The organism is Saccharopolyspora gregorii, assembly GCF_024734405.1.
Lineage (GTDB): Bacteria > Actinomycetota > Actinomycetes > Mycobacteriales > Pseudonocardiaceae > Saccharopolyspora_C > Saccharopolyspora_C gregorii.
In genome coordinates, this window is record NZ_CP059556.1 from 2,935,650 (window position 1) to 2,960,188 (window position 24,539).

Here is a 24,539-nt window from a genome sequence, read left to right on the forward strand (position 1 = left end):
GCGATGAGCGACGACGGGGTTCGGGAAGGAGAACGAGATGGTGTGGCGACCGCGGACGGCGCCGAGCAGGACGGCCTCGGGGCGAAGCTCACCGCGTGGTGGCGGCGGACCTGGGCCGGATCCGGCCCGGACGAACCGGAACCGACCGGACCGCGGTCCTGGCCGCCGGACCAGGGCCCCAGCCCGCGGGCGCGGCGGGTCCGGCACTTCGGCGGCTCCGTCTGGTTCATCGCGCTCATCGCGATCGCCGCGCTGCTGGTGGTCGTGATGGCGGCGCCGCGCATGATGTCGCCGTCGAAACCGGGCACGCTGGTGGTGGCGTCGCTGCCGTTCTGGAACCTCGGCAACGGCACCACCACCGTCGTCGCCAACCGGGACTCGGTGAACGAGGTCTCGCCGTGGATCTACGGCCTCGGCGACGACGGGCGGATCACCCACCAGTTCCCGCCGGAGCGCACCGCAGAGGTCGCCGAGCAGGTCGGGAAGCTCCGCGAGGCCGGGGTGCCGGTGGTGGCCTCGCTGGCCAACATCACCGACGGGCGCTGGGCGTACGAACCGGTCGCGAAGGTGCTGCACGACCCGCGGCTGCGGGACCGGCACGTGCGGGAGATCGTCGCGCTGGTCGAGCGCGAGGACTACGCGGGCATCGACATCGACTACGAGAACCTGCGCGCCGGGGACCGGGACGCGTTCAGCGCCTTCGTTACCGAACTGGGCGCGGCGCTGCGGGCCGAGCGCAAGACCCTGTCGGTGGCGGTGTTCGCGAAGGCCAGCGACGAGGGCTACGACGAGCGCAACGTCGCCCAGGACTTCGCCGTCATCGGCCGGGCCGCCGACCAGGTGCGGCTGATGGGCTACGACTTCCACTGGGGGACCTCGCCGCCCGGGCCGGTCGCACCGATCGGCTGGGTGCGCGACGTCGTGAAGTACGCCAAGTCGAAGATCCCGCAGGAGCGGATCGTGCTCGGCATCCCGCTCTACGGCTACGACTGGGTCGGCGAGCACGGCACCAACGTCACCTGGCTGCAGGCCTTCCAGCTCGCCACCCAGCACCGCGCCGAGACCAACTACGACCCGGTCAGCCAGACCCCGTGGTTCCGCTACACCGACGAGCGCGGCCGCGAGCACGAGGTGTGGTTCGAGAACTCGGTCAGCTCCAAGGCGAAGTTCGAAGTGGCCCGCGGCTCCGGCATCCGCGGCGTCTACCTGTGGATGTACGGCTACGAGGACACCGCCACCTGGAACCGGCTGGCGGAGAGCCTGCCGGTCGGCGAATGAGGGGGCGGTCATGATCCCGTGGTGGGTGCTGGCGATCGCGGTCTTCGGCGCGAACTTCACGTTGTGGGGCCTGATCGGGCTGTTGCGGGTGCTCGACGGCTGGCGCGGCACCGCGCGGGAGCGGATGGTGCCGCGCCGGACGAAGGTCGCCGACCTGCAGGCGCACCGGGAGAAGAAGGCGCAGCCCGGGCGCCACCGGTTGCGCCGCGCCACCGGCCTGAAGCTCACCGACGTGGCCGTGCTCATCGCCGCCCACAACGAGGAGCTCGTCATCGCGGAGAGCCTGCGGGCCATCACCCGGCTGGTGCCGCTGAAGCAGGTGCACGTGGTCTCCGACGGCTCCACCGACCGCACCGTCGAACTCGCCCGGCGCGCCGGGGTCAACGTGATCAGCACCGACGACAACGTGGGCAAGGCGGGCGCGCTGCAGGTCGGCATCCGCCGGTTCCGGCTGGTTCGCCGGTTCCGCCTGGTGATGCTGCTGGACGCCGACACCCGGGTGGAACCGGGTTACTTCCGCGCCGCCCTGCCGCTGTTCGACGATCCGGACGTGGTGGCGGTCGCGGGCTGCGTGCGCACCGAGTGGCGGGACCGCTCGCTGTCGTTCGCCGGGCGCGTGGTGGCGTTCCACCGGCAGCGGATCTACTCGATGACGCAGTACCTGCTGAAGTTCGGCCAGACCTGGCGGCACGTCAACGCCACCCACATCGTGCCGGGATTCGCCAGCGTCTACCGCACCGACGTGCTGCCGAACATCGAGGTGAACCCGCCGGGGCTGGTCATCGAGGACTTCAACATGACCTTCGAGGTCTACCAGAAGCGCCTCGGCAAGGTCGGGTTCACGCCCTCGGCGGTCGCCGCGACCCAGGACCCGGGCACGCTGCGGGACTACGTGCGCCAGTCGAAGCGGTGGTCGCTGGGGCTGTGGCAGACGGTGCGCAGGCACCCGCCGCGGCTGAACCTGTTCACCGCGATGCTGACGCTGCTGCTGGTGGAGCTGCTCACCAGCGGGATCATGCTGGTGCTGCTGCCGCTGGTGCTGCTGGTGCTGCTGGTGCCGGAACTGGTGGGCGGGGTGCTCACCGTGCCGTGGTTCGCCGGCACCTACGAGGCGGTGTCGGGCTACCTCACGGTTCCCGCGCTGCTGCTGGGGATCGTGCTGCCGGACCTGCTGCTGACGGTCGTGGTGGCGATCATCCAGCGGCAGCCGCGGTTCCTGTTCTACGCGTGGCTGTTCCTGCCGATGCGGGTGCTGGACTCGGCGATCGCGCTCGCCGCGCTGCCGCTGGCGTGGTGGTCGCGCTCCACCGGCCGCTGGAGCAGCCCGCGCCGTCACCGGGTCGAGCCGCCCGGCGAGCAGCCCGGACTCGGCGCCGGTGCGCAGGCCGGCTGAGGTGGCGCGGAAGCCGGCCTGTCTCCCGCAGGTGGATGAGGACTTCCGCGCCGCGGCGCGGGACCGTGAGGTGGTGAACGTGCTGCGGCTGCTGATGGTGGACGACCACCTCATGCTCACCGAGGCGTTGAGCGCCCGGCTCTCCGAGGTGGCGGACGTGTGGGTGGTGGGCCGGTGCGCCACCGACGATCCGCAGCTGCCCGCCCTGGTCGACCGGTTGCGCCCGGACGTCGTCACCGTCGACGTGGACCCGGTGCGCTCCACCGGGGACCTGGTGGAGTCGGTGCGCACCCACCGGCCCGCGGTGCACGTCGTCGTCCTCACCGGTGGTCTCGACCCGCAGCGGGCGGTGGACGCGGCGCGCGCCGGGGCGGCCGGGTGGGTGCCGAAGGAGTGCGGGGTGGACGAGCTGACCACCGTGCTGCGCGGCGTGTGCCGCGGCCACGCCTGGTACCCGCCGGAGCTGCTCGGGGAGGTCCTGCGCGGGCTGCGGGCCGACGTGGTGCGCGCCGCCCGCCGGGACGGTCCGCTGGACGTGCTCAGCGACCGGGAGCTGGACGTGCTGCGCGGCATGGTCGAGGGCAAGCGCGGCAGCCGCATCGCCGCGGAGCTGCGGATCTCCGCCGAGACGGTGCGCACCCACACCCGCAGCATCCTCGCGAAGCTGCGGGTGCACTCCCAGCTGGAGGCCGTGAGCGTGGCCGCCGCGGCGGGGCTGCGCGCTCCCGGGCAACCGGGCGACTCCGGGGAGCCGGACGCTCCCGGGCGATCGAACACCTCCGGATCGCTGGACGTTCCCGGGCAGCTCGGCGCTTCCGGGCCACCGAGCACGTCGGGACGACCGGGCGCCGCCGGAGCGTCCGGCGAACCGCGCGCCCCCGGCGAGATCGGCACGATCGGCCGGCCCTCCCCGCCGGACCGGCGATGAACCGCCCGCCGCGCGTCGCCACCGTGATCACCCGGCTCGAAGGCGGGGCGGGGGCGATGGCGCTGCGCGGCGCGCTCGCGCTGGACCGGCGCGAGTTCGACGTCACCGTCATCACCGGCAGCGGCGGCCGGTTGCTGCGGGACGCCGCGGCGGCGGGCGCCGCCTGCGTCCTCGAACCGTCGCTGCGCGCCCCGATCGCCCCCGCCGACGACCTGCGCGCGCTGCTGCGGCTGACGGCGCTGCTGCGGCGCGGTTCCTTCGACGTGGTGCACACCCACTGCGCCAAGGCCGGCGCGCTCGGCCGGGTCGCCGCGGTCCGGGCCGGGGTGCGGCGGATCGTGCACTCCTACCACGGCTTCCCGTTCCACGAGTTCCAGCGCGCCCCGCGGCGGCGGACCTACCTGGCGGTGGAGCGCGCGCTGGGGCGGGTCACCGACGTGGCGCTGTGCGTCGGGACCGGGGTCGCGGTGGAAGCGGTGCGGCGCGGGCTGGTCGCCCCGGACCGGGTCCGCACCACCGGGGTCGCGGTGCCACCGGTGCCCGTCGACCCGAAGCGGGCGCGCCGCGAGCTGGGGCTGCCCGCCGCGGCGGTCGTCGTCGGCGCCGTCGGCAGGCTCGTCTACCAGAAGGCCCCGGAGGACTGGGTGGCCGCGTTGGCGGCGCTGCGGCGCCCGGACGTGACCGGGGTGTGGATCGGCGACGGGGAGCGGGCCGCGCGGGTGCGGGCGGCCGCGGCGCGGCTCGGGGCGCGCGTGGTGCTGGCCGGGGACCGCACGGACGCGCCGGAGCTGGTGCCCGCGTTCGACGTGTTCGTCCAGCCCAGCCACTACGAGGGGCTGCCGCTGGCGGTGGTGGAGGCGATGAGCGCGGGCGTGCCGGTGGTGGCCACCGCGGTGAACGCGATCGGCGACGTCGTGGTGCCCGGGGTGACGGGCCTGCTGGTGCCCCCGGCCCGCCCGGACCTGCTGGCCTCCGCGGTGTCCCGGCTGCTGGCCGACCCGGAGCTGGCCGCCGGGCTCGCCACCGCCGCGCGGCGGCGGGTGCTCGGCGCGCACACCGCGGCGGCCCTGGCCGCCGACCTCGCCGCCGCCTACCGCGGCGAGCCGGTGACCGCCGCCGCGACCGGGTCGGACCGGTTCGGCGGGCCGGTGGAGCCGCCGCGCCACATCCGTGACCTGCGGTGACGGTCATCCCCTGAAGGTATGAGACTGCAACGAGCGGGCAGTGCTGACGCGAAGTCCGGGTAGCGCGGCCCGACGGCCGCGGCGTCTCGGAGCGGAGGGGAGCGGTGGTGCGAACCGGATCCTTGCCCGCGCCTGCACCGCCCGGAGCGGACCGGTGGCTGCGCGGCTTGCTGCACGACCTGGGGCACGGCCTGGCGGCCGCGTCCTACTTGACCGAGGGCATGCGCTCGGAAGCGGAACTGCCCGCGCAGGCCCGCGACCGGTTGGAGCTGGTGCACCAGGAGCTGGTGCGCCTGCTGGAGCTGGTCTCGGCGGGCGGCGCCCCGGGCGAACCGGTGGCGGTGGAACTGCGCGGGCTGCTCGGCGGGCTCGCCGCGTCCCGCGCGGGAGCCGGTGCGCCGACGCTGCTGGTGCACCCGGGCGCCCCGGTGCACGTGCGCGCCGACCCCGCGGCGGTGTGGCGGATGCTGGCGAACCTGCTGGACAACGCGGCGCGCGCGGCGGGCCCGGGTGGCGTGGTGGAACTGGGGGCCACCCGCCACCCGGGCGGCGCGGTGACGGCGGAGGTCGTCGACGACGGCCCCGGTCTCGGCCGCGCACCCGCCGCGGGCAGCGGGCTCGGCCTGGGCATCGTGACCGCGCTGGCGCAGTCCTGCGGTGCGCGGCTGCACCTGGATCCGGCGCCGCGGCGGGGGACGCGGGCTCGGCTGGTGTTCCCGGCGGCGTGAGGCTCGCACGGGGCGACGATGGGGGAGAGCGATGAGGGACGGTTCGACGCGGGTGCTGCTCGGCGACGACCACGCGATCTTCGTGGACGCGCTGGTCTCGGCGCTGTCCGCACGCGGGTTCCCGGTGGTCGGCACCGCGGGTTCGATCGCGGGCACGGTCGCCGCGGTGCGCAGGCTGGCCCCGGACATCTGCTTGCTGGACCGGTTCTTCGGCGACGGGGACGGGGTGGCGCGGCTCGCGGAGGTGCGAGCCGCCGGGCCGGCCACGAAAGTCGTGGTGCTCACCGCCGACGGGGACGCCCGCGGGGTGCGCGGCGCGCTGGCGGCGGGCGCGGCGGGGTACGTGAACAAGATGTGCGGGCTGTCGAACCTGCTGGACGCGCTCACCGCGGTCGCGGCGGGGGAGACCGTCGTGGCGCTGGCCGCGTCCCGCGTTCCCGCCCAGCAGCAGCGCGGCGATGCGCTCGACGCGCGGCGGCTCGCCTCCTACCTGACCGCCCGCGAACGCGAGTGCCTCGGCATGCTCACCGAGGGGGCGCAGACGGCGACGATGGCGAAGTCGCTGGGGGTGTCCCCGGCAACGGTGCGCACCCACGTGCAGGCGGTGCTCACCAAGCTCGGCGTGCACTCCCGCCTCGAAGCCGCCTCCCTCGCGCTCCGCCACGACCTGATCGCCGCACCGCAGCGCTGCGTCAAGTGAGGCCGGTGGACCGGCCCGTTCGACCGGCGGCGCGGGACGAACGGGCCGGGTCGCGGCGGGTCAGGGCAGGACGGCTTCGATGAGGTGCGGTCCGGGTTCGGCGGTGGCGCGGCGCAGGGCGGTGCGGAGCTCCTCGCCGGTGGTGGCGCGCACGGCGGGGACGCCGAAGCCGGTGGCCAGCGCGACCCAGTCGGCGCCGGGATCGGCGAGGCTGGTCATGCCGGTCGCCGCGGGCCCCGGACGGCGCACCCCGGCGCGGCCGAGCTCGGCCTCCAGGATGCGGTACCGGGAGTTCGCGCAGATCACGGTCGTCACGTCGAGCCCTTCCCTGGCCTGCGTCCACAACCCCTGCAACGTGTAGGCGGCGCTGCCGTCGGCCTGCAAGGTGATGACCGGCCGGTCGGGGGCGGCGAGCGCGGCGCCGGTGGCGACCGGGATGCCCATGCCGATCGCCCCTCCGGTCAGCGCGAGCTCGGTGTGCGCGGGCGCGGCGCCGGCGACCGCCGGGTAGGCCGCGGCGGCGGTGACGCCCTCGTTGACGATGATCGCCCCGTCGGGCTGTTCGAGCGCGATGGCGCTGGCGACGGCCTTCGCGTGCAGCTCGCCCTCCGGCGGGCGCAGCACCGGCTGCTCGCGGGCGGGAGGTTCCGCGTCGGCCCCGGCCGCCTCGGCGAGCGCGGCCAGCGCGCCGACGGCGTCCTCGTCGAGGTCGGCGAGGGTGTGCACCTGGACGTGCTCGGGCACCGGAACGCTCGGCTGACCCTGGTAGCCGAAGAACGACACCGGGACGCCGGTGCCGACGAGCACCAGGTGGGTGTGCTCGGCGAGCGCGGCGAGCGTGTCCTCCGGGAAGTACGGCAGCGAGCGGACGGTGGGCACGCCGGGGCCGCGTTCCAGGCGCGCCGGGTTCCGCTCGGCGAACACCCGCCCGCCGGTGGCGGCGGCGATCCGCGCGCCCAGCCGCAGTCCCTCCGCGCCCAGCGCCTCCCCGCCGAGCAACAGCACCGGGCGGCCCGGCCCGGCGAGCAGCTTCGCGATCCCCGCGACCCGCTGCTCGTCCACAGTGGATCGATCCGGTTCTGCCGGGACCGCGGGGACTTCGCCGCCATCGGTCCACATGTGGTCGGCGGCGGCGATCAGCGTCGCGGGCATCCGCTCGCGCAGCGCGGCCTGCCGGACTTCGAGGAATTCGCCCGCGGCCGCCGCGGTGCTCGTCGTGCGGACCACCCGGCACGACACCGGCCGCGCCAGCGAATCGATGTCGGCGGCGAGCGGCGCGTCCGCGGCCTGGTGCCAGGTGGCGTGCTCGCCGATCACGTTGAGCACCGGCGTGCGGGCGCGCCGCGCGTTGTGCAGGTTCGCGATCCCGTTGGCGAAGCCCGGACCCAGGTGCAGCAGCGTCATCGCCGGTAGCCCGGTGATCCGCGCGTAGCCGTCGGCGGCGCCGGTCACCACGCCCTCCGCGAGGCCGAGCACCGTTCGGATGCCGCCGACCGAGTCGAACGCCTCCACCAGCGGAAGTTCCGTCGTGCCCGGGTTCGCGAAGCACGTCGTTACGCCCGCCTCGCGGGCCGCGGTGAGCAGGCTCTCCGCACCGTTCACACCCGTTCCCCTCTCCACTCGGTTCCCAGGTCATGCTGCAACCGCCCAGCCTCGCGGACAACCACTGACTCTGCCGGGTTCGAACTTCTGTTGCGTGATGCTGGGGTGGCGGCACCTCACCGTTCTCCTCGCTGCGGGATCTTTTTCCCGAGTGGCTCCGCCACGAGGGAAAAAGTGTCCTCGCGAGGAGAACGCTGAGAACCCGCGGGTGGTCCGGTTGCTTGCTGGGTCGCTGCTCATCGGCTTCGCCGCTGACAGGACACCGCCACGACCCGCAGGGCCGGTTCGGAGGCGTGGCGGTGGCCGCACTGCGCAACACGAGTCGAGGGACGACCAGTAAAGTGTTCGCGGGACGTTGACGACGTGGTGGCAGGCGAATGCGGAACGTGAGACTGGGGCGGCGGAGCCTGCTGTCCTTGATGGGTGTGACGGCGGTCGGTGCGACCGCGGCGGCGTGCGGGCGCTCCAACCCGGGCGTGGCCACGGCCGAGGCGCCGCTGCGCAGACCGATGCCGCGGACCCCGGCGGCGACCGGGCCGGTGCTCCGGGTCGACACCGAGCGGTCCTACTACCGGGACGGGGACGTGCAGCTCATGTTCGCGTTCCCGAACGGGCTGGAGGCCACCGAGAACCTGCCGATCGTGCTGTACCTGCACGGCAGGGACGGGATGAGCCCCACCCCGATCCCGTACGAGACGCTGAGCAAGCTCGAAACCGAGTACGCCGGCGGCGCCATCCCGCCGTTCGGCCTGCTGGCGGTGGACGGCGGCTTCAACTCGTACTGGAACGACGGCTCCGCCAACGGCGACCTGCTCAGCATGCTGCTGGAAGAGGTCCCGGCCTGGCTGCGGTCCCGCCACCTCGGCGACCGCGACGGGCTGCCGTTCGCGGTCGCCGGAATATCGACCGGCGGCTTCGGCGCGCTGAACTACGCGGCCGAACGCACCCAGGTGGGCCTGCCCGTGGAGGCCGCGGCGCTGCTGGCACCCGCGCTGCCCGTGACCTGGGAGCTGATGAACGAGAAGGGCGTGTTCGCCACCGAGCAGGAGTGGCACGAGCACGACCCGCTGCGCCACACCGACCGGCTCGGCGACGTCCCGCTCGGCATCTGGGTCGGCGACGTCGACGTGTACCGGGAAGGCGCCGAGCAGCTGGCCGCGGAGCACCCGAACACGCCGGTGATGTCGGTGCTGCCCGGCGGGCACGACGGATCGGTGTTCGACGCGGTCGGCTCGGAGATGCTGCGGTTCCTCGCGACCGGGGTGTCCGCGGAGGGCTGACCGGAGAGCGGGGCCGCGGTGGGGAACCCGCCCACCGGACCCCGCTCACGCCTCCTGGTGGGCGATGAGGTGTTCCAGGAGGAACCGGGTCAACTCCTCCGGTGCCTGTTCCGGGACCCAGTGCGAGACGTCCTCGACCATCTCGAACCGGTAGTCGCCGTCGACGTGGTCGCCGGTGGCCAGCGCCGCCGTGGAGCCGAGCGCGGCGTCCTCGGTGCTCCACACGTACAGCGTCGGCACCTGGATCCGCCCGATGGGCCCGGCGAACTTCGCCGCGCGGTACCAGTTCAGCGCGGCGTCCAGCGCGCCCGGTTCGGTGAAGCGCTGCACGTACTCCTCGACGTGCGGCTCCGGGATCTTGTGCTCGTAGATCCGGCGCAACCGCCGCGCGCCGTCCTCCAGCAGCTGCTTGTCGGAGCCGGAGCGGCGGAACACCTGCATGTACTCGGAGCGCCGCTGCTGGTCCTCGTCCTCGCGCAGCGCGCGGGCGAACGCGTCCAGGTGCGGCACGGACACCGCGGTGAGCGTCGTGATCCGCTCCGGGTGGGCCGCGGCGACCGACCAGGCCACCGCCGCACCCCAGTCGTGCCCGACCACGTCGAACCGGTCCCAGCCGAGCTGGTCGGCGATGGCGAGCACGTCGCCGACCAGCGCCTCCATCCGGTACTCGAAGACCTCCGCCGGGCGCACTCCGGGGGAGTAACCGCGCTGATCGGGCGCCACGGCGTGGCAGCCCGCGCCGCCGAGCACGGCGAGCTGCTCCCGCCACTCGATGGCGGCCTGCGGGAACCCGTGCAGCAGCAGGATGGGGCGGTCGCCTTCGGCGCCGGCGCTGAGCGCGTCGAAGGTGCCCGCGGGGGTGGGGATCTGGATGTAGTCGGCCACGACTGCACTGTAGGACTTCGGCCGTCGCCCCGGTCCGCGCGGTGGCGGGCGGTGCCACCGCGCGGGCGGGCGGCGGACTACTCCTCGATGCGGTAGCCCCAGCTGCCGCGGTGCTCCTGCCCGGGACGCAGCACGATCAATCCGTCACCGGTGACGAAAGCGTTGGGGGCGCACGTCATCGGCTCCACGGTGATGCCGGAGCGCGCGGGCCGGTCGGCCTCCGGCGAGTCGTCGGTGTAGACCTGCAGGTAGCCGTGCGTGCGGTCCACCCACAGCGCCACCTCGCTCCCGTCCGACCGTCCGAACCGGACGGTCGCGGTGCCCTCGGCGTCCCGGGCCAGGTCGGTGAACGCGGTGTCCATCACCGTCGACCCGATCGGCCGCGCCGCGCGGAAGTCGAACTCGCCGCCCGCCACCGGGGAGGTGCCGGTGGGCAGCAGCCGGTCGTCCACCTCGTAGTAGGTGTCCGCGGGCAGCTCCAGCACGAGGTCGTCGAGGGTGCCGGTGCCCGCCGCCAGGTAGGTGTGGTTCGCCGTGGCGAACGGGGCGTCGCCGGAGCCGATGTTACGCGCGGACAGCGTGCTGCGGAACCCGCCGCGCTCCAAGGCGAACTCGATGCGGAACGCCAGCTGGAACGGGTAGCCGTAGTGCGGCGGCAGCACGTGCTCCAGCACCACGCGGTCCCGCCGGTGCTCCACCGGGCTCCACTCGGTGAAGCCCATCAGGCCGTGCAGCGCGCAGTCGCGTTCCGGCTCGTTGATCGGCACCTGCAGCCGCTCGCCGCCGAACTCGTAGCTGCCGCCGTCGATGCGGTTCGCCCACGGCAGCAGCGTCTTGCCCTGCCAGCCCTCGCCGAGCTCGTCGGCGCCGTGGGTCAGCAGCATCTCGGTCCCGTCGACCTGCCAGGACAGCATCGTCGCCGCCACGCCCGCGACCACGGCGGTGTGCCGCCCGGAGCGCAGCTCGTAGAGCCTGCCGTGCATCGACCTCCCGGCACCGGCCGGGGGTTCCGCCGCGGCGCGCCCGGCACCGGGCAGCGCCCCGGCCGCGGCGGTCAGCCCGGCCGCGCCGGCCGCGGCGAGCGCGGCACCGCCCAACGATCGCCTGCTCCACCTGGTGGGGGAACCGTGCTCCTGGGACATCGTCGTCCTCCTCGTCGCGGGAATCCGTTGCTGCGGTGGGAAGAACGCCCCGGCCGGTAGTGGGTCCGGCCGGGGCGTCGCTCACGGGGTGGCCGGGTCGGCCACGCCCCGACCGATCACGGGGTGCCCGCGTCGATCACGGCCCGGTTCGCGGCGCGCACCGCCTCCAGGTCCGGCTTCAGGATCTGCCGGTCGTAGGTGAAGAAGCCGTTCACCTCGTTCTCCACGTCGGTGGTCTGCGTGTAGACCGACGCCGACAGCCCCTTCTCACCGATGATGCGCACCAGGTCGTCGTGCACCTCCTGGTATCGGCGGGTCAGGTCCGCGCGGGTGTCGACGATCTCGTAGGACGAGGGCTCACCGGGCCACAGGTGGCCGTCCTCGACGAGGCCCAGCCCGCCGTACTCGCCGTCCACCGAGGCGCGGTCGCCGGTCACGTCCGGCGCGCCGGGGCCGACGTAGGTGTGGTCGTCGTAGATGTGCCCGGCACCGGTGTCCGGCAGCGAGTCGCAGCAGTTCACGCCGCTGGCCGGGTTCACCAGCCGGGTCGGGTCCTGCGCTTCGACCTGCTCGGCGACGCGGGCGGTGTCGAACTCGCCCCAGCCTTCGTTGAACGGCACCCAGGTGACGATGGACGGCGAGTTGTGCAGCTGGTCGACGATGTCGGCGGCCTCGGCCTCGAAGTTCGCCTTCGCCTCGTCGCCGGGGGTCTGCCCGTTGACCAGCGCGGGGATGTCCTGCCACACCAGCAGGCCCAGCTGGTCGGCGTGGTAGTACCAGCGGGCGGGCTCCACCTTGATGTGCTTGCGCACCATGTTGAAGCCGAGTTCCTTGGTCTGCTCCAGGTCGAAGCGCAGCGCCTCGTCGGTCGGCGCGGTGAAGATGCCGTCCGGCCAGTAGCCCTGGTCCAGCGGGCCGTGCTGGAACAGGATCTTCCCGTTCAGCGCGAGCCGCGGCCTGCCCTGCTCGTCGTCGACGAGCCCGATGGAGCGCATCCCGGCGTAGCTGCCGACCTCGTCGACGGGCTGCCCGTCCTCGCCGAGCAGCCGCACCCGCACGTCGTAGAGGTACGGGTCGTCCGGCGACCACAGGTGCGGGTCCGGCACTTCCAGGCGCACGTCCTGGCCGGCCTCACCGGTGGCGGTGGCGACCTCCGCGCCGCCGTCCCGCTCGCTGAGCACGACTTCGACCCGGCCGCCCCGCGAACCGTCCGCGCGCACGGCGAGGCTGCTCGACGCCAGGTCCGGGGTGATCTCGAGGTCGGTGATGTGCGCGTCGGCGACCGGTTCCATCCACACCGTCTGCCAGATGCCGGAGGCGCCGGTGTAGAAGATGCCGCTGGGGTCGTTGCGCTGCTTGCCGACCGGGAACGGGGAATCCTCGTTGCGGTCCTCGACCGCGACGGTCAGCTGCTGCGGGCCCTCGCCGGTGAGCGCGTCGGTGACGTCGGCGCTGAACTCGGTGAAGCCGCCCTGGTGGGTGGCGACCTCCTGGCCGTTGACGCTGACGGTCGCCTGCTGGTCCACGGCGCCGAAGTGCAGCAGCACCCGCTGCCCGGACCAGTCCGCGGGCACCTCGAACTCGCGTTGGTACAGCAGGTGGTCGTCGTGGCGCTGGATGCCGGACAGGCCGGACTCCGGCGGGTAGGGCACCAGGATCTGCTCGTCGGTCTCGGCGGGCGGGGAGTCGGATCCGGCGAAGTCCCACAGCCCGTTGAGGTTCTGCCAGCGTTCGCGCGTGAGCTGCGGGCGCGGGTAGTCGGGCAGGGCGTTGTCCGGGCCGACCTGGTCGGTCCACGGGGTCGCCAGCGGCGGGTCCTTCGGTTCCCATGCGGCGGGTTCGGCCTGAGCGGGCATGCCGGTCACGGTAGCGAGCATGGCGGCGCCGATCAGAGCGCCGACGCGGAATCGGACTAGTGGTCGGCGGGTCAACGCGCGGCGGTGCACGTGGCCTCCTGGTGGATTCGAGCCGGTGGGGGAGGGGACGGGTCGAATCGGCTCGCGCCGATCGGTGCAGCCCCCAGGCGCCGCGGCTCGCGCTCGCGCCCCCCGGAGACGGTGAAAAAGGACGAAAGCGAAGCCACAACAAGCAACAAGAATGACCACGACCACACGTGAAGTCAACGGCACCACCCGAATGCCCGCGCATCGGACCAACGCCATGGATCTGATCGGGCGTGCCGGTTAAGTTGGTCCGGCGCGCCGGCGATCGTCCGAACGGGACGGTCGGCGGCCGCGCGGCACGTGCACCCGGTGGCCGAGGAGGACGCGGACGTGACCGAGCAGACCGATGCGGGCGCGGTGGCGGCAGGACCCGGTGGCGTCGAGTTCCTCGCTGCCCGGGACCTGCTGCTGAACACGCGCGAGGACTACGCCGCCGCCAGGGACGCGTTCCGCTGGCCGCGCCCCGCCGAGTTCAACTGGGCGCTGGACTGGTTCGACACCATCGCCGGACGCCAGGACCGCACCGCGCTGTGGATCGTCGAATCCGACGGCTCCGAGCGGAAGTTCTCCTTCGGCGAGCTGTCCCGCCGCTCGAACCAGGTCGCGAACTGGCTGCGCGGGCTCGGCGTGGCCCGCGGCGACCGGCTGATCCTCATGCTCGGCAACCAGGTCGAGCTGTGGGAGACCATCCTCGCCGCGATGAAGCTCGGCGCGGTGATCATCCCGGCGACGCCGCTGCTGGGGCCCGCGGACCTGCGCGACCGCGTCGACCGCGGCGCCGCGAAGCACGTGGTGACGACCTCCGCGCACGCGCCGAAGTTCGCCGACGTGCCCGGGGACTACACCCGGATCGCGGTCGGCGGAGCCGACGGCTGGCACGCCTACGCCGACAGCGCGGCGGCCGCGGAGACCTTCGAACCGGACGGACCGACCTCGGCGGCGGACCCGCTGCTGCTGTACTTCACCTCCGGCACCACCGCGAAGCCGAAGCTGGTCGAGCACACCCACGTCTCCTACCCGGTCGGGCACCTGTCCACGATGTACTGGATCGGGCTGGAACCGGGCGACGTGCACCTGAACATCTCCTCGCCGGGCTGGGCGAAGCACGCGTGGAGCAACGTGTTCGCGCCGTGGAACGCCGAAGCGACGGTGTTCATCCACAACTACGAGCGCTTCGACGCGACCGCCCTGCTCGGCGAGATGCAGCGCTGCGGCGTGACCAGCTTCTGCGCCCCGCCGACGGTGTGGCGGATGCTCATCCAGGCCGACCTGACCGCGCTGCGCACCCCGCCGCGGAAGGTGCTGGGCGCGGGCGAGCCGCTGAACCCGGAGGTGATCGAGCAGGTCCGCCGCGCCTGGGGCGTGACCATCCGGGACGGCTTCGGCCAGACCGAGACCAGCGTGCAGGTCGCCAACACGCCCGGCCAGGAGCTCAAGCCCGGCTCGATGGGGCGGGCGCTGCCCGGCTTCGAGGTGGCGCTGATCGATCCCGCGACCGGTGCGGAGGCCGAGGAGGGCGAGATCTGCCTGCGGCTGGACCCGCGGCCGGTGGGCCTGATGACCGGCTACGCCGACGACGCCGAGCGCAACGCCGAGGTGCTGCGCGGCGGCTACTACCACACCGGGGACGTGGGTTCGCGGGACGCGGACGGCTACATCACCTACGTGGGCCGCACCGACGACGTGTTCAAGGCCTCCGACTACCGGATCTCGCCGTTCGAGCTGGAGAGCGTGCTGCTGGAGCACGAGGCGGTCGCCGAGGCCGCGGTGGTGCCGTCCCCGGACCCGATCCGGCTGGCGGTGCCGAAGGCGTACGTGGTGCTCGCCGCGGGCTGGGAGCCGGGGGAGGCCACGGCGCTGGCGATCCTGCGCTTCGCCCGCGAACACCTCGCCCCGTACAAGCGGATTCGCCGCCTGGAGTTCACCGAGCTGCCGAAGACGATCTCCGGCAAGATCCGCCGCGTCGAGCTGCGCACCCGCGAGGAGGAGATCCACGCGGAGCCGTCCCCCGCGGGCGAGTACCGCGAGGAGGACTTCCCGGACCTCAAGTCCTGATCGCGTCGGTTCCCGCGCCGGGCGGTGCCGTTCGGCCGTCCGGCGCAACGACGTTCCCGCGCCGTCCACCCGCGCCCGCAGGCGGGTCCGGGCGGCGCGGGGTGCGTTCGGCGGCCGCCCCGGTGCTCCGGGCTCCGGTTCTTCGTGCTGGCCACCACGTGCCCGGACGGTTCGATGGACGTCTCGCCGCGCGGCGACGCCCCCGGCGGGGTGCTGGTGGTCGAGGAGGGCCGGGCGCTGGTGTTCGCCGACCGCAAGGGCAACCGGCGGCTGGACAGCCTGCGCAACGTCCTGCGGCACCCGCAGGTGGGCATGCTGTTCTTCGTCCCCGGCTCGAACGACACGGTGCGGGTCAACGGCACCGCCACCGTCCTGCGCGGCGGGCCGCACCTCGACGAGCTGGCGGTGGACGGCAAGCGCCCGGACCTGGCGATCCGGGTGCGGATCGACGAGCTGTACCTGCACTGCGCGAAGGCGTTCCTGCGGTCCTCGATGTGGGACCCGGCGAGCTGGCCGGAGCCCGGCACGGTGCCGAGCGCGGGGCGCATCGCGAAGAGCCAGGCGGGCAGCCGGATGCCGGAGTCGGTGTTCAACGCCGCGCTCAAGCTCGACGCCCGCTTCCGGAAGTACTGACCCCTCCGCGCGCACGTCCGGCGGAGGTCGGATGGGCGCGGCGCGGGGAGCGGAATTCGGGTGAGACTTGTCTCCGGCCGGGAGCGGCCGCCATTCGCGGGGATCAATTCAGAATTCGCCGAATTCGTGCCGCTCCAGTTCGGCTCCCGGGAGCGCGGGCGGCCGGTGCGGTCCGCCGGCGCGGGGGCGCTCCGCGGTCCTCGGGGCTGGTCGCGCGTGTGCGCTGCGACGATGGTCCGATCGGTGGAGCGGGGCGGCGGCCGGGCCGGGCAGGCGGACTCAGTGGAAAATCCCGGAAAAACCTCGTCGGGGGCTGGCGCATCGGCCGTGGGCATCGTAACATCCCTAGCTCCCCGGACCGATGTCACCGGCGCAAATAGGGAAATCGGTACCCGCCGCGAGCCCCGTCCCCGAAGTTTTGTGGGTATTCGCGGTTGCGCTATTCGCTGTTGTCGTGGTAAGTGCTGCGTACGCGATCGTACACACATCGGCGCTGCGGTGCACTTATGCGATCGTGACATGCCGCAAAATGGGGAAGAAAAAACGCTGGTGGCAGCGCATATTTTTACCCAGGGTGACGACGCGAATCACGCTTATATCCCATTGCTGTGATCAGTGTCACATCTCTGCACGCTTGCTTCGGCAACTCATTCGAATAGTTTGGTCACTCGACGCACGGATTTCGCGTCGAGCGCCGGTCGGCAATGGAGCGGGCCGAGTGCGACGACTGGCGTAGGTGCGCGGCCTGAATTCATCGGCCGCCCACGCCGGCGCGTAGGTGTCGCCTTTATTCGAGCGGCGACCCCGCACGACCGCGAGTTGATCTCGACGAGGCGGATTCGCGCGGACTGAGTGGTGCATGAGGCGCATGACCAACGCGAGTGGTGGGAGTGAAGCATGGCCAAGAGCGTGGACGACCTGGCTCAGCACGGTGAACGCGGTGGAGCGGCCGAGGACCCGGCCGAACTGGTGGCCCGCGAGGAGCAGGTCTTCGGCGACAACCCGTTGGAAGTGCGCGAATCCGACCATTACACGCACGAGTACGTCGGCGGGTTCGTCGACAAGTGGGACGACCTGATCGACTGGAAGAAGCGCTACGAGAGCGAGGGCCGGTTCTTCATCGACCAGCTCAAGGCGCGTGGTGTCGAGTCCGTGCTGGACGTCGCCACCGGCACCGGGTTCCACTCGGTGCGCCTGCTGGAGGAGGGCTTCGAGACGGTCAGCGCCGACGGCAGCCCCCAGATGCTGGCCAAGGCGTTCAGCAACGGCCTGACCTACGGCGGGCACATCCTGCGCGTCGTGCACGCCGACTGGCGCTGGCTGAACCGCGACGTGCACGGCGAGTACGACGCCATCATCTGCCTGGGCAACTCGTTCACGCACCTGTTCTCCGAGCGCGACCGGCGCAAGGCCCTGGCCGAGTTCTACGCCATGCTCAAGCACGACGGCGTGCTGATCATCGACCAGCGCAACTACGACGCCATCCTGGACGACGGGTTCTCCAGCAAGCACACCTACTACTACGCAGGTGACGACGTCTCCGCGGAGCCCGACCACGTCGACGAGGGCCTCGCCCGGTTCAAGTACACCTTCCCGGACAAGAGCGAGTTCTTCCTCAACATGTACCCGCTGCGGAAGAACTACGTGCGGCGGTTGCTGCGCGAAGTCGGATTCCAGCGGATCGACACGTACGGCGATTTCCAGGAAACCTACGCCGATCAGGACCCGGACTTCTTCATCCACGTCGCGGAGAAGAACTACCGAACCGAGGAAGAATTGTCGGACGTGTATTCCACGGCGGTGCACACCGCCCGGGATTACTACAATTCCGAGGACGCCGACAACTTCTACTACCACGTGTGGGGCGGCAACGACATCCACGTCGGTCTCTACAACACCCCGGACGAGGACATCGACGCCGCCTCCCGGCGCACCGTGGAGCGCATGGCGAGCAAGGTCGAGATCACCCCGGAGACCCGGATCCTCGACATCGGCTCCGGCTACGGCGGTGCCGCTCGCTACCTGGCCAAGACCTACGGCTGCAAGGTGGCGTGCCTGAACCTCAGCGAGGTGGAGAACGCCCGCAACGTCCAGTTCAACGAGGCCGCGGGCCTCAGCGAGCTCATCGAGGTCAAGGACGGCTCCTTCGAGGACATCCCGTTCCAGGACAACGCCTTCGACCTGGTGTGGTCCCAGGACGCGATCCTGCACAGCGGTGACCGCGAGCGCGTGCTGGAGGAGGTGACCCGGGTGCTGAGCAAGGGCGGTTCGTTCGTGTTCACCGACCCGATGGCCGCCGACACGGCGCGCAAGCGGGACCTGGGTCCGATCCTGGATCGGCTGAACCTGGACACTATGGGTTCGCCCGGCTTCTACCGGCGCGAACTGGCCCGCTTGGGCCTCCAGACGATCGACTTCGAGGACCTCAGCTCGTACCTGCCCGTGCACTACCAGCGGGTGCTGGACGTGCTGGAGTCCCGGGAGTCCGAACTGTCCGACCGCATCGGTGAGGAATATCGCACGAAGATGAAGCGGGGCCTGCGGGCCTGGGTGGAGTCCGGCAACGCCGGAAGCCTGGCATGGGGCATCATCCACGCCCGTGCATGATCATCGATCGTGCGTGCGGTCGGCTCCGCTGGGCCGGTCGGCGGGGTGCCAGTGAGTGGACACTCATGACATCCGTGTCACGAGTGCGCAAGGATCGAAGCAGCCAAAGAAGCTGAGAGGTGAGGTTGAGCCGTGAGTGAGATCAACCGCAGGTTGTTCACCAGTGAGTCCGTGACCGAGGGGCACCCGGACAAGATCTGCGACGCGATCAGCGACTCCGTGCTGGACGCGATGCTGGCCCAGGACCCGCGTTCCCGGGTGGCGGTGGAGACCCTGGTCACGACCGGCCAGGTGCACGTGGCCGGTGAGGTCACCACCGACGCCTACGTCGACATCCCGTCCATCGTGCGGGAGAAGATCCTCGAGATCGGTTACGACTCGTCGTCGAAGGGCTTCGACGGCAACTCCTGCGGCGTGAACATCGCCATCGGCGCGCAGTCCCCCGACATCGGCCAGGGCGTGGACACCGCCCACGAGAGCCGCGTCGAGGGCGTCATCGACGAGATCGCCAAGCAGGGCGCCGGCGACCAGGGCCTGATGTTCGGCTACGCCTGCAACGACACCGACGAGCTGGCGCCGCTGCCCATCACGCTGGCGCACCGGCTCTCCCGTCGCCTGACCGAGGTGCGCAAGGACGGCACGCTGCCGTACCTGCGGGCCGACGGCAAGACCCAGGTGACCATCGAGTACGCCGGGGACCAGCCGGTGCGGCTGGACACCGTCGTGCTGTCCACCCAGCACGCCGAGGACATCGACCTCGACAAGACGCTGACCAAGGACATCAACGAGAAGGTCATCGCGCCCGAGCTGGAGCGCGTCGGCCTGGACACCTCCGACCTGCGCCTGCTGATCAACCCGACCGGCCGGTTCGTGGTCGGCGGTCCGATGGGCGACGCGGGCCTGACCGGCCGCAAGATCATCGTCGACACCTACGGCGGCATGGCCCGCCACGGCGGCGGTGCCTTCTCCGGCAAGGACCCGTCGAAGGTGGACCGCTCCGCGGCCTACGCGACCCGCTGGGTGGCGAAGAACGCGGTGGCGGCCGGGCTGGCCGGGCGCATCGAGGTGCAGGTCGCCTACGCGATCGGCAAGGCCGCCCCGGTCGGGCTGTTCGTGGAGACCTTCGGCACCGAGAACGTCGACCCGGTCAAGATCCAGGCCGCGATCAACGAGGTGTTCGACCTGCGTCCCGCGGCGATCATCCGGGACCTGGACCTGCTGCGCCCGATCTACGCGCAGACCGCCGCCTACGGCCACTTCGGCCGCAGCGACGTCGAACTGCCCTGGGAGAACACCGACCGGGCCGCCGCGCTCAAGAGCGCCGCGGGCATCTGATCGACTAGTGCGGACGAACGCACGGGCTGCCACGGGGCGCGGTACTGCCGCGCCCCGCGGCCCGGTGCGCCCCAGGTATCGAGAAGTTCTCAAGGCCGGTGGCCGACGATGTCGCCGGCCGGCCGAGAAGGAGTTGTTGCAGTGCGGATTGCGGTGACCGGGTCGATCGCCACCGACCACCTGATGTCCTTCCCGGGCAGGATCGCCGAGCAGCTGATCGCGGACCAGCTGGAGCAGGTGTCCCTGTCCTTCCTCGTCGACGAGCTGGAGGTGCGTCGCGGCGGGGTCGCGGCGAACATCACCTTCGGTCTCGGCAAGCTCGGAGTCACCTCGCTGCTGGTCGGCGCCGTCGGCCAGGACTTCGAAGAGTACCGCGCGTGGCTGGAGCGCCACGGAGTGGACACCGCGTCGGTGCACGTGTCCGAGACCAAGCACACGTCCCGCTTCCTGTGCACCACCGACCAGGACTTCAACCAGATCGCCTCGTTCTACCCGGGCGCCATGTCGGAGGCCGCGCAGATCGAGCTCAAGTCCGTCGCGGACCGCGCGGGCGGGCTGGACCTCGTGGTGATCTCCGCGAACGATCCGGACGCGATGGTCAAGTACACCGCGGAATGCCGGGAGCGCGGCTACGCGTTCCTCGCCGACCCCGGCCAGCAGCTGGCCCGGATGGACGGCGAGTCGGTCCGCGAACTCGTCCGGGGCGCGAAGTACCTGTTCACCAACGAGTACGAGCACAGCCTGCTGCTGCAGAGCACCGGCTGGAGCCACGACGAGGTGCTCGCCGAGGTCGGCGCGTGGGTGACCTCGCTGGGCGCCAAGGGCCTCAAGGTCGAGTCGGCGGACGCCCCGACCTTCGAGATCCAGCCGCCCAAGGAGAAGCAGAAGGGCGACCCGACCGGGGTCGGCGACGCCCTGCGCGCCGGCTTCCTGGCGGGGCTCTCCGGCGAGCTGAGCGTGGAACGGGCCCTGCAGCTGGGCTGCACGCTGGCGACCGTCTCGCTGGAGACGGACGGGCCGCAGGAGTACGACGTCGAGCGCGAGTCGTTCCTCGCGCGCATCGGTGAGGCGTACGGCGACACCGCCGCCGCCGAGATCGGTTCGAAGCTGCGTTGAGTTCCCCGGGGCGGTGCCGGGGCGGCGGTCCCCGGCACCGCCCCGGCGAGCACACTGGGTTCGGGCGTGGCGCAGGTAGCGTGGGAAGAGGCAGTTGGATGAATGGGGTCAACACGAACGGCGGCAACGGCTCGGGGCGTGATCCGAGCGGATTCTTGACCGCGCTCAACGAGCGCGTGCTCGTCGCGGACGGCGGCATGGGTACCGCGTTGCAGGGCTACGACCTGTCGTTGGACGACTTCGCGAACCTCGAAGGCTGCAACGAGATCTTGAACGAGACCCGGCCGGACGTGGTCTCCGGGGTCTACCGGGGCTTCCTGGAGGCCGGTTCGGACGCGATCGAGTCCAACACCTTCGGCACCAACCTCGCCAACCTCGGCGAGTACGGGATCCCGGAGCGCATCCGCGACCTCGCGGAGAAGGGCGCCCGGCTGGCCCGCGAGGCCGCCGACGAGTACGCCACGAAGGACAAGCCGCGCTTCGTGCTCGGTTCGATGGGGCCGGGCACCAAGCTGCCCACCCTCGGTCACGCGCCGTACGCGGACCTGCGCGACGCGTACGTCGAGAACGTGCTCGGCATGATCGACGGCGGCATCGACGTGGTCCTGGTGGAGACCTCCCAGGACCTGCTGCAGACCAAGGCGGCGATCGTGGCCGCCAAGCGCGCGATGGAGCAGACCGGCCGTTGGCTGCCGATCATCGCGCAGGTGACGGTGGAGCAGACCGGCACCATGCTGGTCGGCTCCGAGATCGGCGCCGCGCTCACCGCGCTGGAGCCGCTGGGCATCGACCTGATCGGCATGAACTGCGCCACCGGCCCCGCCGAGATGAGCGAGCACCTGCGGGTGCTGGCCCAGCACGCGCAGATCCCGATCTCGGTGATGCCGAACGCGGGCCTGCCCGAGCTCGGCCCGAACGGCGCGGTGTACCCGCTGCAACCGGACGAGCTGGCGACGGCGTTGGCCGGCTTCGTCACCGACTTCGGCGCGCGGCTGGTCGGCGGCTGCTGCGGCACCACCGGCGAGCACGTGCGCGCCGTCTCCGAGGCCGTCGCCGAACTGGCCCCGCAGGCGCGCACCCCCGAGGTGATCCCCGCGGTGTCCTCGGTGTACCAGTCGGTGCCGTTCGAGCAGGACGCCAGCATCCTCAACGTCGGCGAGCGCACCAACACCAACGGCTCCAAGAAGTTCCGCGAAGCGATGCTCGACGGCCGCTACGAGGACTGCGTGGAGATCGCGAAGGCCCAGACCCGCGAGGGCGCGCACATGCTCGACCTGTGCGTGGACTACGTGGGCCGCGACGGCGCCGAGGACATGCGGGAGCTCGCCAGCAGGCTCGCGACCGCCTCCACGCTGCCGATCATGGTGGACTCCACCGAGGCCGACGTGATCCAGGCGGGGTTGGAGCACCTCGGCGGGCGCTGCGCGGTGAACTCGGTGAACTACGAAGACGGCGACGGGCCGGACTCGCGGTTCCAGAAGGTGATGGCGATGGTGCGCGAGCACGGCGCCACCGTCGTCGCGCTGTGCATCGACGAGGAGGGCCAGGCCCGCACCGCCGAGTGGAAGCTGCGGATCGCCGAGCGGCTCATCGCCGAGATCACCGGCACCTGGGGCCTGGACGAGTCGGCGATCATCATCGACTGCCTGGTCTTCCCGATCACCACCGGTCAGGAGGAGGTGCGCCGGGACGGCATCGAGACCATCGAGGCCATCCGGGAGCTCAAGCGCCGCCACCCGCGGGTGCAGACCACGCTGGGCCTGTCCAACGTGTCGTTCGGCCTGAACCCGGCCGCGCGGCAGGTGCTGAACTCGGTGTTCCTCAACGAGTGCCGCGAGGCCGGCCTGGACTCGGCGATCCTGAACGCCTCCAAGATCCTGCCGATGAGCAAGATCGACGAGGAGCAGCGCCAGGTCGCCCTGGACCTGGTCTACGACCGCCGCACCGAGGACTACGACCCGCTGCAGAAGCTGATGCAGCTGTTCGAGGGCAAGACCGCGTCCTCGGCAGGCGCCTCCCGCGCGGAGGAGCTGGCGAAGCTGCCGCTGTTCGAGCGGCTGGAGAAGCGCATCGTCGACGGCGAGCGCAACGGCCTGGAGGCGGACCTCGACGCCGCCATGCAGGAGAAGGCGCCGCTGCAGATCGTCAACGAGAACCTGCTCGCGGGGATGAAGGTCGTCGGCGACCTGTTCGGCTCCGGGCAGATGCAGCTGCCGTTCGTGCTGCAGTCCGCGGAGACGATGAAGACCGCGGTGGCCTACCTCGAACCGCACATGGAGAAGGACGACTCCGGCGGCAAGGGCAAGCTGCTGCTGGCCACGGTCAAGGGCGACGTGCACGACATCGGCAAGAACCTCGTCGACATCATCGTGTCCAACAACGGCTACGACGTGGTCAACATCGGCATCAAGCAGCCGGTGAACGCGATCCTGGACGCGGCGGACGAGAACAAGGTCGACGTGATCGGCATGTCCGGCCTGCTGGTGAAGTCCACTGTGATCATGAAGGACAACCTGAAGGAGATGAACGAGCGCGGCATCGCCGAGAAGTACCCGGTGATGCTGGGCGGCGCGGCGCTGACCCGCTCGTTCGTGGAGAACGACCTCGACGAGGTCTACCAGGGCGATGTCCGCTACGCGAAGGACGCCTTCGAGGGCCTCAACCTGATGGACCGGCTGATGGCCATCAAGCGCGGCGACTCCCCGGAGATCAGCGAGGCCGAAGAGGCGAAGAAGGCCGAGCGCAAGGAGCGCCACGAGCGCTCCAAGCGCATCGCCGAGAAGCGCAAGGCCGAGCAGGGCCCGCTGCCCGACCTCTACGACGACACCGTCCGGTCCGATGTGGACGGTGACGCTCCGGTGCCGACCCCGCCGTTCTGGGGATCGCGCGTCGTCAAGGGCGTGCCCACCGCCGACTACCTGGCGCTGCTCGACGAGCGCGCCACGTTCTTCGGCCAGTGGGGGCTGCGCGGCGCCCGCAAGGGCGAAGGGCCGTCGTACGAGGAACTCGTCGAATCCGAGGGCAGGCCGCGGCTGCGCTACTGGATGGACGAGCTGGCCACCGCGGGCATCCTGCAGCACGCCGCGGTCGTCTACGGCTACTTCCCGGTCGTCACCGAGGGGAACTCGGTGATCGTGCTGGACAAGGAGGAGCCGGACGCTCCCGAACGCACCCGGTTCACGTTCCCGCGCCAGCAGCGCGACCGCAGGCTCAGCCTCGCCGACTTCTTCCGCACCAGGGAGAAGGCGCTGGAGACCGGGCAGGTCGACGTGCTGCCGATGCAGCTGGTCACGATGGGCCAGCCCATCGCCGACTACGCCAACGAGCTGTTCGCGAAGAACTCCTACCGGGACTACCTGGAGATCCACGGGATGGGCGTGCAGCTGACCGAGGCGCTCGCCGAGTACTGGCACCGCCGGGTCCGGCGGGAACTGCTGTGGTCCAGCGGCCGCGCGGTGTCCGAAGAGGACCCGTCGGACGTGACCGAGTTCTTCAAGCTCGGTTACCGCGGCGCTCGCTACTCGTTCGGCTACGGTGCCTGCCCCGAGATCGAGGACCGGGCGAAGATCGTCGAACTGCTGGAGAGCGAGCGCATCGGCGTGGAGCTGTCCGAGGAATACCAGCTGCACCCGGAGCAGTCCACCGACGCGATCATCGCCCACCACCCCGAGGCGAAGTACTTCAACACATGAGGCTCCGCGCGCGGACCGCAGGGCCGATCACCGGCGCT

General features: G+C 71.7%; 17 protein-coding genes. 13 read left to right on the forward strand and 4 right to left on the reverse strand.

What is annotated here, in order from left to right:
- Positions 1 to 42 precede the first annotated feature (42 nt).
- The 6 genes from H1226_RS12630 (at position 43) to H1226_RS12655 (ending at position 6,211) form a co-directional block, all read left to right on the forward strand.
- Positions 43 to 1,278 carry a glycosyl hydrolase family 18 protein gene (locus tag H1226_RS12630; RefSeq protein ID WP_224967035.1) on the forward strand — a complete coding sequence of 412 codons (1,236 nt, stop codon included), beginning with the start codon at positions 43 to 45 and terminating at the stop codon, positions 1,276 to 1,278.
- A 10-nt stretch (positions 1,279 to 1,288) separates the two neighbouring features.
- Positions 1,289 to 2,671 (forward strand): glycosyltransferase family 2 protein, encoded by a 1,383-nt coding sequence (locus H1226_RS12635; RefSeq protein WP_258349170.1) that lies wholly within the window; start codon positions 1,289 to 1,291, stop codon positions 2,669 to 2,671.
- A gap of 31 nt (positions 2,672 to 2,702) precedes the next feature.
- Complete coding sequence (locus H1226_RS12640; RefSeq protein ID WP_258349171.1) at positions 2,703 to 3,599, forward strand: LuxR C-terminal-related transcriptional regulator; 897 nt, start codon at positions 2,703 to 2,705, stop codon at positions 3,597 to 3,599.
- Positions 3,596 to 4,783, forward strand: coding sequence for a glycosyltransferase (locus H1226_RS12645; protein ID WP_258349172.1), 1,188 nt, complete (start codon positions 3,596 to 3,598; stop codon positions 4,781 to 4,783). The genes H1226_RS12640 and H1226_RS12645 overlap by 4 nt, the downstream gene beginning before the upstream one ends.
- Positions 4,784 to 4,890: 107 nt before the next feature.
- Complete coding sequence (locus H1226_RS12650) at positions 4,891 to 5,511, forward strand: sensor histidine kinase (RefSeq protein ID WP_224966189.1); 621 nt, start codon at positions 4,891 to 4,893, stop codon at positions 5,509 to 5,511.
- Positions 5,512 to 5,542: 31 nt separating this feature from the next.
- Positions 5,543 to 6,211: a response regulator gene (locus H1226_RS12655; RefSeq protein WP_258349173.1), complete on the forward strand. Its 669-nt coding sequence runs from the start codon at positions 5,543 to 5,545 to the stop codon at positions 6,209 to 6,211.
- Positions 6,212 to 6,271: 60 nt separating this feature from the next.
- On the opposite strand, the gene H1226_RS12660 is transcribed toward H1226_RS12655, so the two are convergent.
- Entirely contained in the window at positions 6,272 to 7,813 is a 1,542-nt protein-coding gene (locus H1226_RS12660; RefSeq protein ID WP_258349174.1) for an acetolactate synthase large subunit, read from the reverse strand.
- Positions 7,814 to 8,190: 377 nt separating this feature from the next.
- Here H1226_RS12660 and H1226_RS12665 point away from each other — a divergent pair, with 377 nt between their 5' ends.
- Complete coding sequence (locus tag H1226_RS12665) at positions 8,191 to 9,093, forward strand: esterase family protein (protein ID WP_258349175.1); 903 nt, start codon at positions 8,191 to 8,193, stop codon at positions 9,091 to 9,093.
- Between the two features lie 45 nt (positions 9,094 to 9,138).
- Here the strand turns inward: H1226_RS12665 and H1226_RS12670 are convergent, their stop codons facing one another.
- The 3 genes from H1226_RS12670 to H1226_RS12680 form a co-directional block, all read right to left on the reverse strand.
- The gene (locus tag H1226_RS12670) at positions 9,139 to 9,978 is read right to left on the reverse strand and encodes an alpha/beta fold hydrolase (protein ID WP_258349176.1); all 840 of its coding nucleotides are present in this window, start codon (positions 9,976 to 9,978) and stop codon (positions 9,139 to 9,141) included.
- 77 nt (positions 9,979 to 10,055) lie between these two features.
- On the reverse strand, positions 10,056 to 11,120 hold the full coding sequence (locus tag H1226_RS12675; protein ID WP_258349177.1) for an aldose 1-epimerase family protein: 1,065 nt from the start codon (positions 11,118 to 11,120) through the stop codon (positions 10,056 to 10,058).
- Positions 11,121 to 11,236: 116 nt separating this feature from the next.
- Positions 11,237 to 12,976, reverse strand: a complete 1,740-nt coding sequence (locus tag H1226_RS12680; protein WP_258349178.1) for a glycoside hydrolase family 2 protein — start codon at positions 12,974 to 12,976, stop codon at positions 11,237 to 11,239.
- Between the two features lie 417 nt (positions 12,977 to 13,393).
- Between H1226_RS12680 and H1226_RS12685 the strand changes: the two genes are divergently transcribed.
- The 6 genes from H1226_RS12685 (at position 13,394) to metH (ending at position 24,501) form a co-directional block, all read left to right on the forward strand.
- Positions 13,394 to 15,118 (forward strand): AMP-binding protein, encoded by a 1,725-nt coding sequence (locus H1226_RS12685; protein ID WP_373690048.1) that lies wholly within the window; start codon positions 13,394 to 13,396, stop codon positions 15,116 to 15,118.
- A 144-nt stretch (positions 15,119 to 15,262) separates the two neighbouring features.
- Positions 15,263 to 15,751, forward strand: a complete 489-nt coding sequence (locus H1226_RS12690; protein WP_258349179.1) for an MSMEG_1061 family FMN-dependent PPOX-type flavoprotein — start codon at positions 15,263 to 15,265, stop codon at positions 15,749 to 15,751.
- Between the two features lie 897 nt (positions 15,752 to 16,648).
- Positions 16,649 to 18,358 (forward strand): glycine/sarcosine N-methyltransferase, encoded by a 1,710-nt coding sequence (locus H1226_RS12695; protein WP_258349180.1) that lies wholly within the window; start codon positions 16,649 to 16,651, stop codon positions 18,356 to 18,358.
- A 132-nt stretch (positions 18,359 to 18,490) separates the two neighbouring features.
- Positions 18,491 to 19,693, forward strand: a complete 1,203-nt coding sequence (metK, locus tag H1226_RS12700) for a methionine adenosyltransferase (RefSeq protein WP_308011273.1) — start codon at positions 18,491 to 18,493, stop codon at positions 19,691 to 19,693.
- A gap of 141 nt (positions 19,694 to 19,834) precedes the next feature.
- Entirely contained in the window at positions 19,835 to 20,809 is a 975-nt protein-coding gene (locus H1226_RS12705; protein WP_258349181.1) for a carbohydrate kinase family protein, read from the forward strand.
- A 98-nt stretch (positions 20,810 to 20,907) separates the two neighbouring features.
- Positions 20,908 to 24,501 (forward strand): methionine synthase, encoded by a 3,594-nt coding sequence (gene metH / locus H1226_RS12710; RefSeq protein WP_258349182.1) that lies wholly within the window; start codon positions 20,908 to 20,910, stop codon positions 24,499 to 24,501.
- Positions 24,502 to 24,539 lie beyond the last annotated feature (38 nt).